The sequence below is a fragment of the Pseudomonas fluorescens genome (assembly GCF_018614775.1).
Taxonomy (GTDB): Bacteria; Pseudomonadota; Gammaproteobacteria; order Pseudomonadales; family Pseudomonadaceae; genus Aquipseudomonas; species Aquipseudomonas fluorescens_BY.
Genome location: NZ_JAGGOF010000029.1, coordinates 16781 through 33085 on the forward strand (window position 1 = coordinate 16781; position 16305 = coordinate 33085).

At 61.8% G+C, this 16305-nt stretch carries 13 protein-coding genes; 4 read left to right on the forward strand and 9 right to left on the reverse strand.

What is annotated here, in order from left to right; all coding sequences use genetic code 11:
• Window positions 1–70: 70 nt before the first annotated feature.
• The 4 genes from J7E36_RS08335 to J7E36_RS08350 all read left to right on the forward strand — a co-directional run bounded on the left by J7E36_RS08335 (window position 71) and on the right by J7E36_RS08350 (window position 5698).
• A complete protein-coding gene (locus J7E36_RS08335) occupies window positions 71–1360 on the forward strand; it encodes a GGDEF domain-containing protein (protein ID WP_215001752.1) in 1290 nt (429 codons plus the stop codon).
• Between the two features lie 92 nt (window positions 1361–1452).
• Window positions 1453–3249 (forward strand): acyl-CoA dehydrogenase C-terminal domain-containing protein, encoded by a 1797-nt coding sequence (locus J7E36_RS08340; protein WP_215001754.1) that lies wholly within the window; start codon window positions 1453–1455, stop codon window positions 3247–3249.
• 187 nt (window positions 3250–3436) lie between these two features.
• Window positions 3437–5215, forward strand: coding sequence for an acyl-CoA dehydrogenase C-terminal domain-containing protein (locus J7E36_RS08345; RefSeq protein WP_215001756.1), 1779 nt, complete (start codon window positions 3437–3439; stop codon window positions 5213–5215).
• A gap of 324 nt (window positions 5216–5539) precedes the next feature.
• Window positions 5540–5698, forward strand: coding sequence for a YqaE/Pmp3 family membrane protein (locus tag J7E36_RS08350; protein WP_003177654.1), 159 nt, complete (start codon window positions 5540–5542; stop codon window positions 5696–5698).
• Window positions 5699–5767: 69 nt separating this feature from the next.
• On the opposite strand, the gene J7E36_RS08355 is transcribed toward J7E36_RS08350, so the two are convergent.
• The 9 genes from J7E36_RS08355 to J7E36_RS08395 all read right to left on the reverse strand — a co-directional run bounded on the left by J7E36_RS08355 (window position 5768) and on the right by J7E36_RS08395 (window position 16119).
• Window positions 5768–7597, reverse strand: coding sequence for a S9 family peptidase (locus J7E36_RS08355; protein ID WP_215001759.1), 1830 nt, complete (start codon window positions 7595–7597; stop codon window positions 5768–5770).
• Window positions 7563–8714, reverse strand: coding sequence for a pyrroloquinoline quinone biosynthesis protein PqqE (pqqE, locus tag J7E36_RS08360; protein WP_215001761.1), 1152 nt, complete (start codon window positions 8712–8714; stop codon window positions 7563–7565). The genes J7E36_RS08355 and pqqE overlap by 35 nt, the downstream gene beginning before the upstream one ends.
• On the reverse strand, window positions 8686–8961 hold the full coding sequence (gene pqqD / locus J7E36_RS08365) for a pyrroloquinoline quinone biosynthesis peptide chaperone PqqD (RefSeq protein ID WP_215001763.1): 276 nt from the start codon (window positions 8959–8961) through the stop codon (window positions 8686–8688). The genes pqqE and pqqD overlap by 29 nt, the downstream gene beginning before the upstream one ends.
• Window positions 8958–9710 (reverse strand): pyrroloquinoline-quinone synthase PqqC, encoded by a 753-nt coding sequence (pqqC, locus tag J7E36_RS08370; RefSeq protein WP_215001765.1) that lies wholly within the window; start codon window positions 9708–9710, stop codon window positions 8958–8960. Before pqqC ends, pqqD begins: the two co-directional genes overlap by 4 nt.
• 209 nt (window positions 9711–9919) lie before the next feature.
• A complete protein-coding gene (gene pqqB / locus J7E36_RS08375; RefSeq protein ID WP_215001768.1) occupies window positions 9920–10831 on the reverse strand; it encodes a pyrroloquinoline quinone biosynthesis protein PqqB in 912 nt (303 codons plus the stop codon).
• A 78-nt stretch (window positions 10832–10909) separates the two neighbouring features.
• Window positions 10910–10984 carry a pyrroloquinoline quinone precursor peptide PqqA gene (pqqA, locus tag J7E36_RS08380; RefSeq protein WP_003177660.1) on the reverse strand — a complete coding sequence of 25 codons (75 nt, stop codon included), beginning with the start codon at window positions 10982–10984 and terminating at the stop codon, window positions 10910–10912.
• Between the two features lie 157 nt (window positions 10985–11141).
• Window positions 11142–13580 carry a pyrroloquinoline quinone biosynthesis protein PqqF gene (gene pqqF / locus J7E36_RS08385; protein WP_215001770.1) on the reverse strand — a complete coding sequence of 813 codons (2439 nt, stop codon included), beginning with the start codon at window positions 13578–13580 and terminating at the stop codon, window positions 11142–11144.
• A gap of 48 nt (window positions 13581–13628) precedes the next feature.
• Window positions 13629–14423, reverse strand: coding sequence for a carbon-nitrogen hydrolase family protein (locus J7E36_RS08390; RefSeq protein WP_215001772.1), 795 nt, complete (start codon window positions 14421–14423; stop codon window positions 13629–13631).
• A gap of 13 nt (window positions 14424–14436) precedes the next feature.
• On the reverse strand, window positions 14437–16119 hold the full coding sequence (locus tag J7E36_RS08395; RefSeq protein WP_215001774.1) for a flavin monoamine oxidase family protein: 1683 nt from the start codon (window positions 16117–16119) through the stop codon (window positions 14437–14439).
• Window positions 16120–16305 lie beyond the last annotated feature (186 nt).

A 16305-nucleotide genomic window follows, 5' to 3' on the forward strand; every position in this document is an offset into this window, starting at 1 on the left:
TCTTGCGTGCCTTACTGCGCTAATAGCAGGCACAATGCCATCTTTGCTCAGCCGGGTCGGAGCTTTACCCTTGCCGCGTTCTTCCGCCGTACGTTTCAGTCATTTCCTACCGTCTCTGCTGTTATTGCTGGCGGGGCTTGCGGCTGCCTACGTCAAGGATCTCAACGTTTTCTTCACCTCGCTGTTCAACGTGCTCCCGACGCTGGTGCTGTTGCTCGGCGGTGCGTACTGCTCCGTCTACCGGCGCCAACGCGAGTTGTTCCTGATGGTCACGGTGTACATCGCCTATTTCCTGCTGGATACCCAGACCGATTTTTACCGCGATAACGGGACGGTGCGCGAAGATGCAGCGGTGGTTTTCCACCTCGTCTGCCTGCTGCTGCCGCTGCTGTTTGGACTGTTTGCGGCGTGGCAGGAACGCACCCACCTGTTCCAGGACATGGTGGCGCGGTTCGCGGTGTTGCTGGTCTTCGGCAGCGTGGCATTGGCCCTGGAGCAAAGTTTTCCCCAGGCATTGCTGCTGTGGCTTTCCGAGATCCGCTGGCCGGCCTTGCACGGAGCCTGGATGAGCCTGATTCAGTTGTCGTATCCGGTGTTCCTGGCAGCTTTTGGGTTGCTGGCCTGGCAGTACTGGCGTAATCCCCGACCCTTGCATGCCGCGCAGTTGGTGGGATTGCTGGGGTTGTTCTGGATGTTGCCGAAGACCTTCATCCTGCCGTTCACCCTGAACATCATGTGCAGCCAAGTGATGTTGATGATCGCCGCAGCGGTCGCCCACGAGGCCTATCAAATGGCCTTCCGTGACGAGCTCACCGGCCTGCCGGGGCGCCGGGCGCTGAATGAGCGCATGCAGCGCCTGGGACGCAATTATGTGCTCGCGATGAGCGACGTCGACCACTTCAAGAAATTCAACGACACCCACGGCCACGATGTCGGCGACCAGGTGCTACGCCTGGTGGCCAGCAAACTGTCGAAAATCGGTGGCGGCGGTAGGGCTTATCGCTACGGCGGCGAGGAATTTGCGCTGGTGTTCGCAGGCAAGACCCTCGACGAGTGCATGCCCCACCTGGAAGTCATCCGCCAGTCCATCGAGACCTACAGCATCCAATTGCGCAACCCCGACAGTCGCCCCCCGGACGATCAACAGGGCCGCCAGCGGCGTGCCGGAGCCGGTGCGTCGAGCGTGTCGGTGACGGTCAGCATCGGCGTCGCGGAGCGGCTCGAACAGCGTACGCCCGAAGAAGTCCTCAAGTCCGCCGACCAGGCGCTCTACAACGCCAAGGGCGCAGGGCGCAACTGTGTGATTGCCTTTGGGCAGACCCGGCGCGGCGCGGTGCGCAGGGAGGCCGCCGCGGGTTGAGTGATGACGGCGCATTCAGCGTCTGGACTGTGATTGTGGGCCTCGGTAGCCCGGCAGTAGGTTGTAACGATCTGCTACCGGAGAAAACCACCATGCCCGAGTACAAAGCCCCGTTGCGCGACATGCGCTTCCTGATCGACCACGTTTTCGATTTTCATGGCCGTTATGCCGAGCTGGGCGCCAGTGAGGCCAGCCCGGACATGGTCAGTGCGATTCTTGAGGAGGGCGCGCGGTTTTGCGAAAACGTGCTGGCACCCCTCAATCGTTCCGGTGATGAAGAAGGCTGCCATTTCGACAACGGTGTCGTCACTACACCGACAGGCTTCAAGCAGGCTTTCGCACAATACGTGGAGGGCGGCTGGCACGGATTGGCGGCGGATCCGGCCTATGGTGGCCAAGGCCTGCCGAGTTCCCTGGGGTTGGTCATCAGCGAGATGGTCGGCTCCAGCAACACCTCCTGGGGCATGTACCCGGGCCTGACCCATGGCGCAATGTCGGCCATTCATGCCCACGGCACCGAAGAACAGAAACAGACCTACCTGAGCAAGCTCACCGCCGGTCAATGGACCGGCACGATGTGCCTCACCGAAGCCCATTGCGGCACGGACCTGGGCATCATCAAGACCCGCGCCGTGCCTCAGGCCGACGGCAGCTATGGGATCACCGGCAGCAAGATTTTCATTTCCGCCGGCGAACACGACATGAGCGACAACATCATCCACCTGGTGCTCGCCAAGTTGCCGGACGCGCCTGCCGGGACCAAAGGCATCTCGTTGTTCATAGTGCCCAAGTTCCTGCCCGATGCCACCGGTGAAGCTGGCGAGCGCAATGGCGTATCCTGTGGCTCGATCGAGCACAAGATGGGCATCAAGGCGTCGGCCACCTGCGTGCTGAATTTCGACGGGGCCAAGGGCTTCCTGATCGGCGAGCCGAACAAGGGCCTCAATTGCATGTTCACCATGATGAACCATGCCCGCCTCGGCACTGGCATGCAGGGCCTTTGCCTGGGGGAAACAAGCTTCCAGGGTGCCATTCGCTATGCCAATGACCGTCTGCAGATGCGCTCGCTGACCGGCCCCAAAGCCCCGGAAAAGGCCGCCGACCCGATCATCGTCCACCCGGATGTGCGCCGGATGCTGCTGACCATGAAAGCCTTCAACGAAGGCAACCGGGCGTTGACCTATTTCACCGCGCAACTGTTGGACACCGCACACCTGAGCCCGGACGAGACGGCCCGCCAGGAAGCCGAAGACCTGCTCGCCTTCCTTACGCCGATCTGCAAGGCCTTCATGACCGACACCGGCCTCGAGGTGACCAACCATGGCATGCAAGTGTTCGGCGGCCATGGCTTCATTCGAGAGTGGGGCATGGAGCAACTGGTGCGCGACTGCCGCATCGCACCGATCTATGAAGGCACCAATGGCATCCAGGCCCTCGACCTGTTGGGGCGCAAGGTGCTGGGTAGCCAGGGCAAGTTGCTGCGCGGGTTCACCAAAATCGTTCACAAATTCTGCGCCGCGAACGCCGGACACCCGCAGCTAAAGGAATACATCGCGCAACTCGATGGCCTTAACCAGCAGTGGGGCGAACTGACCACTCGGGTGGGCATGGCCGCCATGAAGAATCCGGACGAAGTGGGCGCCGCCTCCGTGGACTACCTGATGTACAGCGGCTACATCATCCTGGCTTACCTGTGGCTGCGCATGGCGCTGGTCGCTCAGTCGCAGTTGGACAGCGGTGATGGCGACGGGGATTTCTGCCGGGCCAAACTGGCGACCTGCGAGTTTTACTTCAAGCGCCTGCTGCCGCGCACGGCTGCTCATCGGGCCGCCGTCGAGGCGGGGAGCGATTGCTTGATGAAGCTGCCGGCGCAGTTGTTTGCGCTCTGATGGGTTGAACCGTGTGGTGAGGGAGCAGCGTCCTCGCCACATGACTTTGCTTGCCTGTTTGGTGACCGAAAATAACAAATAAGTCACTGGTTGACCCTATGTGTCGTAAAAGTTGTTGAGGTACACTCCGACCACTGCAAAAAGCGTTTTCTTACGAACCAACTGTTTAGATCCTGCGAGGTTTGCCATGGCTGACTACAAAGCGCCCCTGCGCGATATGCGCTTCGTCCTCAATGAAGTGTTCGAGGTCGCAAAACTCTGGGCCGAGCTGCCGGCATTGGCCGAGACCGTCGACGCCGAAACCGTCGAGGCGATTCTCGAAGAAGCCGGCAAAGTCACCAGCAAAAGCATCGCGCCCCTCAGCCGCGCCGCTGACGAAGAGGGCTGCCACTGGGCCGACGGTGCCGTCACCACGCCGGCAGGTTTCCCACAGGCCTACCAGACTTATGCCGAGGGCGGTTGGGTCGGTGTCGGCGGTGATCCGGCATACGGCGGCATGGGCATGCCCAAGGCCGTCTCGGCCCAGGTCGAGGAAATGGTCAACTCGGCCAGCCTGTCTTTCGGCCTGTACCCGATGCTGACAGCGGGCGCTTGCCTGTCGATCAATGCCCACGCCAGCGAAGCGCTGAAGGCGGCGTACCTGCCGAACATGTATGCCGGCGTCTGGGCCGGCTCCATGTGCCTGACCGAGCCGCACGCCGGTACGGACCTGGGGATCATTCGCACCAAGGCCGAACCTCAGGCTGACGGTTCCTACAAGGTCAGCGGCACCAAGATCTTCATCACCGGCGGCGAACACGACCTCACCGAAAACATCATCCATCTGGTGCTGGCGAAACTGCCGGACGCACCGGCAGGCCCGAAAGGCATCTCGTTGTTCCTGGTGCCCAAGTTCATGGTCAATGCCGACGGCAGCCTGGGCGCGCGTAACGCGGCCAACTGCGGGTCGATCGAACACAAGATGGGCATCCAGGCGTCCGCCACCTGCGTGATGAACTTCGACGACGCGGTGGGTTACCTGGTCGGTGAGCCCAACAAGGGCCTGGCGGCGATGTTCACCATGATGAACTACGAGCGCCTGGGTGTCGGTATCCAGGGCCTGGCAACCGGTGAGCGCTCCTACCAGAACGCCATCGAGTACGCCCGTGACCGCCTGCAAAGCCGTTCGCCAACCGGCGCGCAGAACAAGGACAAGGTTGCCGACCCGATCATCGTCCATCCGGATGTGCGCCGGATGTTGCTGACCATGAAAGCCTCGAACGAAGGTGGCCGAGCGTTTTCCACCTACGTGGCGATGCAACTGGACACCGCCAAATTCAGCGAAGACCCAACCACCCGCAAGCGCGCCGAAGACCTCGTTGCATTGCTGACGCCAGTGGCCAAGGCGTTCCTGACCGACCTTGGGCTGGAAACCACCGTTCATGGCCAGCAGATTTTCGGCGGCCACGGTTACATTCGTGAATGGGGCCAGGAGCAACTGGTGCGTGATGTGCGCATCACTCAGATCTACGAAGGCACCAATGGCATCCAGGCGCTGGACCTGGTAGGACGCAAGATCGTCGGCAGCGGCGGCGCCTTCTACAAATTGTTTGCCGATGAAATCCGTCACTTCACCGCCACCGCGAGCGGCGACCTGGCCGAGTTCACCAAGCCATTGAACGACGCCGTCGGCACGCTGGATGAATTGACCGAATGGCTGCTGGACCGGGCGAAAAACAACCCCAACGAAATTGGCGCGGCTTCAGTGGAATACCTCCAGGTGTTCGGCTACACCGCTTATGCCTACATGTGGGCACTGATGGCCAAGGCCGCCCTGGGCAAGGAAAGCCAGGATGATTTCTACGCGAGCAAACTGGGTACGGCGCGGTTCTACTTCGCCCGCTTGCTGCCGCGCATCCATTCGTTGAGCGCTTCCGTGAAGGCCGGCAGCGAGTCGCTGTTCCTGCTGGAAGCCGGGCAGTTCTGAGAAATGACGATGTGTGAGCATTTGCTTACACATCGTGCTGGCATTTTCCCTCTACCCGCCGATTGGATCCACGGCTAATCTACTTCACATGGACGTCGCGCAGGATGCGCAAGAGCAACAACACGGACACGTAGGATTCTGCCAGGAAGGGCGGAGTGAAATGGATGTCAGGGAAACAGTTTGAAAAACCCCGCTTCGGCGGGGTTTTCTTTGCGTGCGATTTATCCCTGCCAGTCGCTTTCTTTGGTTGTCGCTGAACCCTGACGAGCGGTCAGGTGTCCATGAGCTATGGCAACGTAGCCATCGCCAATCGGGAGCCAACCAATGGATTTTATTCGGATCATCATCGCCATCCTGCTGCCGCCGTTGGGCGTGTTCCTGCAAGTCGGCTTCGGCGGGGCTTTCTGGCTGAATATCCTGCTGACGCTGCTGGGTTACATCCCCGGCATCGTGCATGCGGTCTACATCATCGCCAAGCGCTGAAAAATTTTACCGAAACTCCCTGTGGGAGCGAGCCTNNCAGGCTCGCTCCCACATTTGGTTCCTCATTTCCTATGGCGCGCTGTCCATCACCTTTCGATAGAACAACCACTCATGCTCCAGCGCATGGGCCTGGTTCGCGGCCTTGCGAAAGCCGTGGCGCTCATCCGGATAATAATGGGCTTCGACCGTAACGCCGTTGTCCTCCAAGGCTCGGACCATATCCCGGGTCTGCTGTGGCACGACCACGGCATCCAGTTCGCCTTGAAAGAAGATCACCGGCGTACGGATCTGGTCGGCGTGCAGCAATGGCGTGCGGGCGCGGTAGCGTTCGACGTCGCGTTGCGGGTCGCCGATCAGCCAGTCCAGGTAATCGCCCTCGAACTTGTGCGTCGCGCGGGCCAGGGCCACGGGGTCGCTGACGCCATAGAGGCTGGCACCGGCCCGGAATACGTCATGGAAGGCCAGGGCGCAAAGGGTCGTATAGCCACCGGCGCTGCCGCCACGGATGAAGGCATGACGGCCATCGATCAGTCCTTGGTCATCAAGGTAGGCCACCACCGCGCAGGCATCCTCGACATCCACTACCCCCCAATTCAGATGCAATGCCTGTCGATAGGCCCGGCCATAGCCGCTGCTGCCACGGTAATTGAGGTCGGCGACGGCAAAGCCGCGGTGAGTCCAATACTGGATGCGCGGATCGAACACCGGATAACAAGCCGAGGTGGGGCCGCCATGGATGAACACCACCAGTGGCGGTTTTTCCTGGGCGGTCATGGCCGGATAGAAAAAGCCGTGGGCCTGGTCGCCAGCAGAAGGGTAGCGCAGCGTTCGAGGGCGGCTGACCTGTTCAGCGGGCAGCGGCGCAAGGCCGCCTGCCAGCACCGCGACTTCATGGCTTTGCCGGTCAATCGCGATAATCGCCGATGAGTGGGTCGGCGACGCGGCAATGGCGTAGATGAACTGCTCATCCAATGCCAGGCTGCGAAAGCGCGTGTAAATGCCGGTGAAGTCCTCGTTCCGACCTCCGGTGCGGCACAGGCCCAGCCGACCAAAACCCGCTTCGGTCCAGCTCGCCAGATAAGTCTGCTCATCCAGCGGCAGCCAGGTACAACCGCCCAGTTGCCACGGTGCCGGAGCGTGATCGGCCTTGGCGGCGGGCAACGGTTCCAGGCCTTGGGCCGACTCGACCCAGGGCTGCCAGAAACCACCGCGATCGGTCAGGCAATAAAGACGATTCGCGGCATCGAAACGCGGCTGCTGGATGGACGCCTCCTCATCATCGCCCGCTACACAGCGCGGCTCACCCCACCCCGAGGCGTTGCGTTCGGCCAGCATCAACCGCGTCGCGGTCCATGGCTGATGCGGGCGGCTCCACTCAATCCAAGCCAATCGCTGGCCATCGGCGCTCACGGTCGGCGAAGCGTAGAAATCCGCGCCTTCCGCCAGCAGGTGCCGCTGTTGATCCGCCAAACCAATGGACACCAGGCGATGTCGGTTGGCCTGCTCCTCCACCGCCAGCACCTGTGCGCCATAGACGTTGAGATCGCCATAGCGACAGTCGCCCGAGGTCAGTGCGGCGGGGCTTTGAGTGGCTAGCGATTGTCGGTAGATCTGCTGGTCGGCCTCGTTGACGAACAACACGCCGTCAGCGCTCAGGCAGAACGATCCGCCGCCGTATTCGTAGACCCGGCTGGCTGCGCTGAACCCGTCAGGGGTCAGGCATCGGGCCTGGCTGCCGTGCCAGTGCCAGATCCGGCAAGCCCCGTCGCCGGGCCGGTATTCATTCCAGAACAGGCCCAGGGCGCCAACCCGCAGTTCCGCGAAGTCGATGCCGGCGGCAACGGCCTGGGCGGCGCTGAATGGATCAGCTTTTAGCGATGAGGCGTGAGTTTCGTTCATTGCGAAAGGCCAGTTGTTCGATGGTCTGGGTGGCGTGCTCGGCGTCTTCGCGAGCCTTAAGAATCACCCCGTGATGCGCGGATTTGCTGCACACCGGGTCAGCATTGCTGGCGTCGCCCGTGAGCATGAAGGCCTGGCAGCGACAGCCGCCGAAGTCCTTTTCCTTTTCATCGCAGGAGCGGCACGGCTCGGGCATCCAGTCATAGCCGCGAAAGCGGTTGAAGCCGAACGAGTCGTACCAGATGTGCTGCATGCTGTGGTCACGCACGTTGGGAAATTGCACCGGCAATTGCCGGGCGCCGTGACAAGGCAGTGCGGTACCGTCCGGTGTCACGGTCAGAAAGATGCTGCCCCAGCCGTTCATGCAGGCCTTGGGGCGCTCTTCATAGTAGTCCGGGGTGACGAAGATCAACTTGCACGGATGCCCTTCGGCTTCCAGTTTGGCGCGGTATTCGTTAGTGATGCGTTCGGCGCGCACCAGTTGCTCCCGGGTCGGTAGCAGGCCGACACGGTTGAGCTGCGCCCAGCCATAGAACTGGCACGTGGCAAGCTCGACGAAGTCGGCTTCAAGGGCGATGCACAGCTCGATGATGCGGTCGATCTTGTCGATGTTGTGCCGATGGGTGACGAAGTTCAGCACCATCGGATAGCCGTGGGCCTTCACCGCCCGGGCCATTTCGAGTTTTTGTGCGAAGGCTTTCTTCGAGCCGGCGAGCAGGTTGTTCACTTGCTCGTCGCTGGCCTGGAAGCTGATCTGGATATGATCCAGGCCGGCCTTCTTGAAGTCGCTGATCTTCTGCTCGGTCAAACCGATGCCGGAGGTGATCAGGTTGGTATAGAAACCCAGCTTGCGCGCTTCGCCGATCAGTTCGGCCAAGTCCTGGCGCACCAGCGGCTCTCCACCGGAAAAGCCCAATTGCGCGGCGCCCATTTCCCGGGCTTCACGAAACACTTTGAACCACTGCTCGGTGCTCAGCTCCTTGCCCTGCTCGGCGAAGTCCAGCGGGTTGGAGCAGTAGGGGCATTGCAGTGGGCAGCGGTAGGTCAGCTCCGCCAGCAACCACAGCGGCAGGCCGATGGCTGGCGGGTCAGGCAAGTTCGATCCAGTGCTTTGCACGGGCGACCTCCATGAATTGCTCGATGTCGTCACCGAGTTCCGGTACGTCGGGGAACTGTTTCGCCAGCTCGCCAATGATGGCCGTGACGTTGCGTTCACCGTCGATCAGGCCGCCGATCAGCGCGGCGCTGTCATTGAGCTTGATCATGCCTTCAGGATAGAGCAGCACATGGCCTTTCTGGGCCGGTTCGTACTGGAAGCGATAGCCGGGGCGCCAGCGAGGGGTTTGGCTGCGGTCGAAACTCATAAAGGGATTCCTTTGTGCCACACCCGTTCTCCGGTCACGCTGTGATAAGGCGGGCGGTTCAATTCGTAGGCCATGCTCATGGCGTCGAGCATGCTCCAGAGGATGTCCAGTTTGAACTGGAGAATCTCCAACATGCGCGCTTGCCCTTCGCGGGTGGTGTAGTGCTGCAAGGTTATCGCCAGGCCGTGTTCCACGTCGCGGCGGGCCTGACCCAGGCGAGTGCGGAAATACTCATAGCCCGCCGGGTCGATCCACGGGTAATGCTGCGGCCAACTATCCAGGCGCGACTGGTGGATCTGCGGGGCGAACAGTTCGGTCAGTGAACTGCTGGCGGCTTCCTGCCAAGAGGCCCGACGGGCGAAGTTGACGTAGGCGTCCACGGCGAAACGCACCCCCGGCAACACCAGTTCCTGGGAGCGTAGTTGCTCCGGGTCCAGGCCCACCGCCTGGCCCAGTCGCAGCCAGGCTTCGATACCGCCGTCTTCGCCGGGCGCGCCGTCGTGGTCGAGTAGGCGCTGAATCCACTCGCGGCGGATTTCCCGGTCCGGGCAGTTGGCCAGGATCGCGGCATCCTTGAGCGGGATGTTCACTTGGTAGTAGAAGCGGTTCGCGACCCAGCCCTGGATCTGTTCGCGAGTGGCGCGGCCTTCGTACATCGCCACGTGATAGGGGTGATGAATGTGGTAATACGCACCCTTGGCACGCAGGGCCGCTTCGAACTCGGCGGGGGACAGGGGGGTGTCAGTCATTGCGGTTTCTCCGGGGAATAACCGTTTGGGTGTTGTGGCGTCAGGGCTGGCCCCATCGCGAGCAGGCTCGCTCCCACATGGGTTCTGTGGTGTAGGCGATATCCCGTATTATCCGGACTCCTGTGGGAGCGAGCCTGCTCGCGATGAGGCCAGCCCAACGGGCATCAACCCAGCTGACACACCGCGCTCCCACAATTATCCGGCCTTACCTACAACTCAATACTCATTCCGTCGTAGGCCACTTCAACCTTTCGACGCACCAGTTCAGCCCGCTCGGGCGAGTCTTCGTCGAGGATCGGGTTGGTGTTGTTGATATGAATCAGGACCTTGCGTTGCTCGGGCAGTTGCTCCAGCACTTCCAGCATCCCGCCGGGACCGTTCTGCGCCAGGTGGCCCATCTCCCGGCCGGTGCGGGTGCCGACGCCACGGCGCTGCATTTCGTCGTCGTCCCACATCGTGCCGTCCACCAACAGGCAATCGCTGCCTGCCATGATTTCCAGCAAGGGCCCGTCGACCTTGCCCAGGCCCGGGGCATAGAACAGCTTGCCGCCGGTGCGCAGGTCTTCGACGATCAGGCCGATGTTGTCCCCCGGGTGCGGATCGAAGCGGTGCGGAGAATACGGCGGTGCGGCGCTACGCAGTGGCAGCGGGGTAAAACGCAGGTTCGGGCAGGCCGGGACGGTGAAGCTGCGGTCGAGTTCGATGCGGTTCCAGCTCAACCCGCCGTTCCAATGGGTCAGCATGTTGAACAGCGGGAAACCGCTGCTCAGGTCTTCATGGACCATGTCGGTGCACCAGACCTGATGTGGGCAACCTTCGCGCAGGCTGAGCAGGCCGGTGGTGTGGTCGATCTGGCTGTCCATCAGGATGATGGCGCCGATGCCAGTATCCCGCAGGGCCCGGCCAGGCTGCATCGGGGCGAAACCCTGGAGTTGCGCGCGAATGTCCGGAGAGGCGTTGCACAGCACCCAGCTCACCCCGTCGTCGGAAATCGCGATGGACGATTGGGTGCGCGCCAGGGCTCGCAGGCTGCCGCTGCGAAAACCTGCGCAGTTGGCGCAGTTGCAGTTCCACTGGGGGAAACCGCCGCCGGCGGCGGAACCTAGAATCTGGACAAACATGGCAACTCCATTTCAAACCGAAATAAAAACGCCCCGGCTGACCGAGGCGTTGTGCTGCGTGCTAGGTGCCTGCAGCAATCAACGGCTGGCGAAGTACATAGTGACTTCGAAACCGATACGCAGGTCGATATATGCGGGTTTGGACCAGGACATGGAAATACTCCTTTGGTTGGGGTGGAACGGTTGAGATCTATACATATAGTCCACCTCCGTTCGGAGATGTTCAGATGCTTAGGCGGCTATGTTACTAAATTAAACAAATTCATAGGCCGCGATTCTCTGAGAAAGCTCTTTGCAGCCGCTGTAACGATCATTCCCACGCGTCCCAGGGCAACGTCCCGCTGGCGCCGTTAGCCAGGCAATACCAGCCCCCCTCTGCATCGATCAAGCACTGGACGGCGATCATCAGCCGGGGGCGGTCCACAAGGGGAAGGGCCTCGGGCAAGCGCGGGAGATAATCCGACGAATGACCGGCCAGCCTGGCCTGCCAAAGCAGCTCGGCCATTTGCGGACAGGGCAGGGCATCGCTCTGGAGTTGCTCGGCGAGGGTCTTTCGCTGAGCGCACAGGGTCGGATCGTCGACTTGCCGGATCAGCTCTGGCAGTCCACGGATGAACTGTTCGATGTGTCCGATCAGCGTGGCTGGCGAGGCATGGGGCGATTGGACGCCGAACAGCAGGCCGGTTTGCCCATTGATCTGCTTCAAGCCGCTGAACACGCCATAGCCCAGTTGCAACTCCACGCGCAGGCGCTGATAAAACGGCGCTTGGCAGAGTTGCGCCAACAGCCGCCACTCGGCTTCGTCCGACAACGTCCTGGCAGGTGTCGGACAAAACAGCAACACCGCGTGTTCATCGCCATGGGTCTGCAGTGTTTTCCATAGATGTTTTCTCGATGGCGCCGACCCCGGATCGGCTTCCTGGCTGTCGACGCCCGGGATCCTGGCCAGTACCGGAGCCATTGCCCCTTGGGTCACGGTCGACAAGCCCATTGCCAGGCCATCCCACAGGGCACTTGCCCACACGCCCTGGTCGCCATCGCCAGCACGCAGTGGCGCCGTTGAAGAGAGGCCGCAGTGGCCCGGCAATGCCTTCAACAGATGTCGAATCGGTATCAGGGGTGCTTCGTTCCTGGTCGGGGCCACGGGCAGCGGTTGTGCAAGCTTCGCCAGGATGTGTTCGAGCACCAACGGCATCGGGGCCTCGCAACCGACCAGTTTCAACAGCCATTGATTGCCGGAAGGCTCGAAGGTGACCTCCACGCCGGCTTGGCGAGCGTCCTCACGTAGATCGTGCAGGTGCCTGTCGAGCCTGGCTTGCAAATCGGGCGGTGCCTGGGTCGTCAGTCTCCAGCGCAGGTACACCGCGCTTTCCCGCTTGCTGTCCGTCAACGCCGTGCTGAACTGCATGGGCGAGCGTTCCCGCCGGCTGCGGGAGCGATCCTGGGCGAAGGTGCGCAAACCGCGGTGCGCGCTGGTCTGGCCGCGTATCAGGCCGGCGCGGGGGGCCTCGCCGGGTGTTTGCAGGAAAGGATTGGGCGCGGGCAACTGCCATTGCCCGACTACGTTATCGGCGGGATGCAATTGCTTGAGGATTTTCCTGAGCCTCACAAGGTCGTTTTCCGACAGCGGAGCATTACGATCCTCGCTGTCCCACCGAGCCAGTTGCAGCGCCGACCCCGTTTCTTGCCGACGCTGTAGCCGACGAGTGAACTCGTTGCGCAAGGTCGCCCAGTCATCCTGGGCGGCGAAGAACCCCAGCCAATCGTGCAGCAATGGCTGGATTTCGTCCGGTGCTCGACTGTTGGCAAGCTTGAATTCGAGGTGCAAAAGCGCCTGCCCGGCAAATTCGTACAGCGCAGTGGCCTTGAGGCTGTCAGCCAGGTCCTGTTGACGCAACGTTGCCAGCAGACTGCCCGGTTTGCTGGAGTTCAGCCATGCGCACAGAAAATCCAGGGCTTGAGGCGAGGCGGCTGGAAGGTGTTCGAAAACGAACAGCAGGTCGAGGCAGTCTTCGCTGCTGCGCTGATAACCAGCGTCGGCCGACTCCATCAGCTTCGGCGGCATCGGCCTGACCTGCGCTTCGCCCTCGGGCAGGTGTTCACCAAAGTGTTCGGCCAGTGTCTTCAAGACTTCAATGTTCTGCGGGCCGACCAGGCTGAGGGTCATCTGGCCGGTCTGGTAAAACCTTTGGTAAAACCCGCGCAAGGCGGCCTGGAATTCCGGCCGCGTGATGGCGAGGCTGTCGCGGTTGCCCGCATGGAAGCCGCGCAGTGGATGTGTCGTCGACAGTCCGTCATGCAGGGCTACCCCACGCTGGGCTGTCGGGTCCTGGGACCAGGCAATGAATTCTGCATGGAGCACTTCCCGTTCGCGCAACTGATCGGCTTCCTCCAGGCGCGGATGAGCGAGCATGTCCCCCAGCCGCTCAAGCCCGCCGACCAAAGCCGTCGGTGGTACTTCGAAAAAGAAGTCCGTGGTGCGTTCGCGGGTGCAGGCGTTGATCTGGCCGCCGTGGCGCTGCACGTAGGTCATCAGGTTCTCCTCCGTGGGATACCGCTCGGTGCCGAGGAAGAAAAGATGTTCGAGCAAGTGCGCCAATCCAGGCCAGGCCAGGGGTTCGTCATGGCTGCCGGCCGCTACCCGCAGCACCGCAGCGCTGCGTTTCAGGCCAGGGACGTGACGCACCGTCACCTGCAAGCCGTTGGCCAGGGTTACGGAAAGGGGGCGGAGGGGTGCGGGGGCTGGCATGAGCGCTTCCAGGACAGAGAGGCGCTCATGCTAGCGGATTCGCCCGGGTCAGTGCTTGTGCAAGTCGCCGTAGAGGGCTGGACGGCGGTCGTGCAGATAGTTGTAGGCCGCTCGGGAATCTTCCATCAGTTGCCGATCCAACTCGCCCACGATCAAGGCCTCGTCCAGCCCCGCCAGCGCGGGACGGCTGCCGTCCGGTGCGGCGATGCTGCTCTGGCCGCAATACAGCAACTCACCTTCGTGGCCGCAGTAATTGGCGTAAGCGACGAAACACTGGTTCTCGATGGCCCGGGCGCGCACGGTGACGTCAGCAATGAAATCGTAGGGCTGCATGTTGGCGGTCGGCACCAGAATCAGTTCGGCGCCGGCCAGGGCCAGGCGTCGAGCGTTCTCTGGAAACTCCAGGTCATAACAGATCAGCAAGCCGAGCTTCCAGCCATTGAGTTCGACGATGGGCAGCGCCGAGTCGCCGGCGCTGAACATTGCGTGATCGAGGTCGCCGAACAGGTGACTCTTGCGGTAGTTGGCCAGGCGCTCGCCCTGGGCGTCGATCAACTGGACCGCGTTGTAGATCTGCCCGTCTTCGCTGCGCTCAGGGTAGCCATAGACAATCGCCAGGCCGGCCGCCTTGGCGATGCGGCCGATCTGCTGGGCCCATTCGCCGTTGTAGACCTCGGCCAATACGTTCACCGCGTCGACACCGATGTTGTAGCCGGTGAGGAACATCTCCGGCAGCACCAGCACGTCGGCACCCCTGGCCTCCAGCGCCACGCGATGCAGACGTTGCAGGTTGCCGGCCGGATCCAGCGGCAACGGTGGGCATTGATAAAGGGCTACACGCATCAACAACTCCTTTTTATTCGGGCAGGGCGATCGGACCGATCTCGTGGAACACATCGCCTGGACCCGGGTTCTCGGCGTGGGTTTCACCGCCGAAGTGCTTCATGATTCCCCACACGGCATTGAGCGAGGTCTGTACCGCGCCTTCGACCCAGGCGGGTGTCCATGAGACGTCATCGCCCGCAATAAAGATCCCGCGTTGTTCAGCCGGCATATCGTCCTGCATGAAATGCGCATACATGCGTTGGTTGTAGCGGTAGTGGCCGGGCAGGGCGCCCTTGAACGCGCCGAGGAAATGCGGGTCGGCTTCCCAGGATACGGTGATCGGGTCGCCGATGATGCGGGCGGCGATGTCCACCGTGGGGTAGATTTTCTTCAGCGCGTCGAGGGCCAGTTTCACGCGTTTCTCTACCGGATGCGGGAGCATTTTCAGCGCGTCGCTCATCCAGGAATAAGACAGGCAGATCACCCCCGGCTTGTCGTCGCCATTGTCGAACAGATACGTACCGCGGGTCAGGCGATCGGTCAGGGTCATGCTCATCAGGTCACGGCCGGTTTGCGGATCCTTGTCCTTCCAGAACGGCCGGTCGACCATCACGAACGTTTTCGACGCTTGCATGTAGCGGGTGCGGTCCAGGGCCATCCACATTTTTTGCGAGAACAGCGCCTCTTCACATTCGATCTGGGTGGTCAGCAGCCAGCTCTGGCAAGTGACCAGCACAGCCGCGTACTCGCGGGTGTTGTCCCAGACGTCCGTGACGCTGAAACGGCCGTCGGCGGCGCGGGCGATGCGTTTCACGCCGCTGCGGGGTGCGCCCAGGTGCAATGAGCTCAGGCTGGTGCCTTCCGGCCAATGCGCGCAGCGTTCCGGCACGTGCTTCCAGATGCCGTAGGGCACCTGCTCGACGCCACCGACCACCAGGTGCTGGTGATCGTCGCAGTTGGTCATCACCACACGGAAGATTTCCAGCATCGAGTTGGGGAAGTCCGAATCCCAGCCGCCCGTGCCGAAACCGACCTGACCGAACACTTCGCGGTGCTGGAAGGAGAGTTTGGCAAATGCCTTGGACGTGGCGACGAAGTCGTAGAACGTGCGGTCGTCCCACAGCGGTACGAGGGTATTCCACAGTTCCTTGAGACGCGGCACGTCGCGGTCGCGAATGGCCTGCTGGATCTCGCCGAAGCGCGAGCGGTCCTCCAGAGCGTCGGCCCAGGCGTCGGCCACTTCCTGGAACAAGGCCGGCAGGTCGGCCATTTTCTCTGCGTAGTAGGTCTGGCCTTCCAGGTCGATAACCGTGCTGCCGGAGGCCGAGGTCAGCGGGTTGGGAAACGGTTTGGTTTCCAGGCCCAGCTTGTCGACGTAATGGTAGAACGCCGTGGAGGACACCGGAAAACGCATGCCGCCCAGCTCGGCGACCACACCCTCGGCGCCGTTGAAGGCTTGTGAGCGCAACCGACCGCCCATTTTCGAAGCCTCGTAGACCACAGGCTTGAGGCCCAGCTTCATCAACTCGTAAGCGGCCACCAGCCCGGCGATCCCGGCCCCGACAATCGCCACCTCCGCCCCCAGGTTATGGGCAGGAATGCTGCCCAGCCCGGCCGGATGCTCGATCCAGTCGTCAAAGGCGAAAGGGAAGTCCGGCCCGAAGATCGTGATGGGCTTCTTACCGTCTGCTGGGTGGCGATTGTTCTTGTTCATGGCGGACCTTGATGGGCAACTCGACGCGGTGTTCGCGTCTGAGTATAGGAAAGATGCCAGCCATTCTAGGGAGTGGGAGATACGTTAATAAGACACAATGTGCCGTCGTTTTTGTTTGTTGCTGGTCGATTTGAAGTCTGTTTGAGTCGTAATGACGAGATACGGTGCTGTGGGAGCGAGCCTGCT

What these genes read in the sequence shown, in the direction of transcription:
- J7E36_RS08345 (WP_215001756.1), top strand. Translation starts at nt 3,437, where the DNA reads ATGGCTGACTACAAAGCGCCCCTGCGCGATATGCGCTTCGTCCTCAAT.
- J7E36_RS08340 (WP_215001754.1), top strand. Translation starts at nt 1,453, where the DNA reads ATGCCCGAGTACAAAGCCCCGTTGCGCGACATGCGCTTCCTGATCGAC.
- pqqD (WP_215001763.1), bottom strand. Translation starts at nt 8,961, where the DNA reads ATGAGTTTCGACCGCAGCCAAACCCCTCGCTGGCGCCCCGGCTATCGC.
- J7E36_RS08390 (WP_215001772.1), bottom strand. Translation starts at nt 14,423, where the DNA reads ATGCGTGTAGCCCTTTATCAATGCCCACCGTTGCCGCTGGATCCGGCC.
- pqqB (WP_215001768.1), bottom strand. Translation starts at nt 10,831, where the DNA reads ATGTTTGTCCAGATTCTAGGTTCCGCCGCCGGCGGCGGTTTCCCCCAG.
- J7E36_RS08355 (WP_215001759.1), bottom strand. Translation starts at nt 7,597, where the DNA reads ATGAACGAAACTCACGCCTCATCGCTAAAAGCTGATCCATTCAGCGCC.
- pqqC (WP_215001765.1), bottom strand. Translation starts at nt 9,710, where the DNA reads ATGACTGACACCCCCCTGTCCCCCGCCGAGTTCGAAGCGGCCCTGCGT.
- J7E36_RS08350 (WP_003177654.1), top strand. Translation starts at nt 5,540, where the DNA reads ATGGATTTTATTCGGATCATCATCGCCATCCTGCTGCCGCCGTTGGGC.
- J7E36_RS08395 (WP_215001774.1), bottom strand. Translation starts at nt 16,119, where the DNA reads ATGAACAAGAACAATCGCCACCCAGCAGACGGTAAGAAGCCCATCACG.
- pqqF (WP_215001770.1), bottom strand. Translation starts at nt 13,580, where the DNA reads ATGCCAGCCCCCGCACCCCTCCGCCCCCTTTCCGTAACCCTGGCCAAC.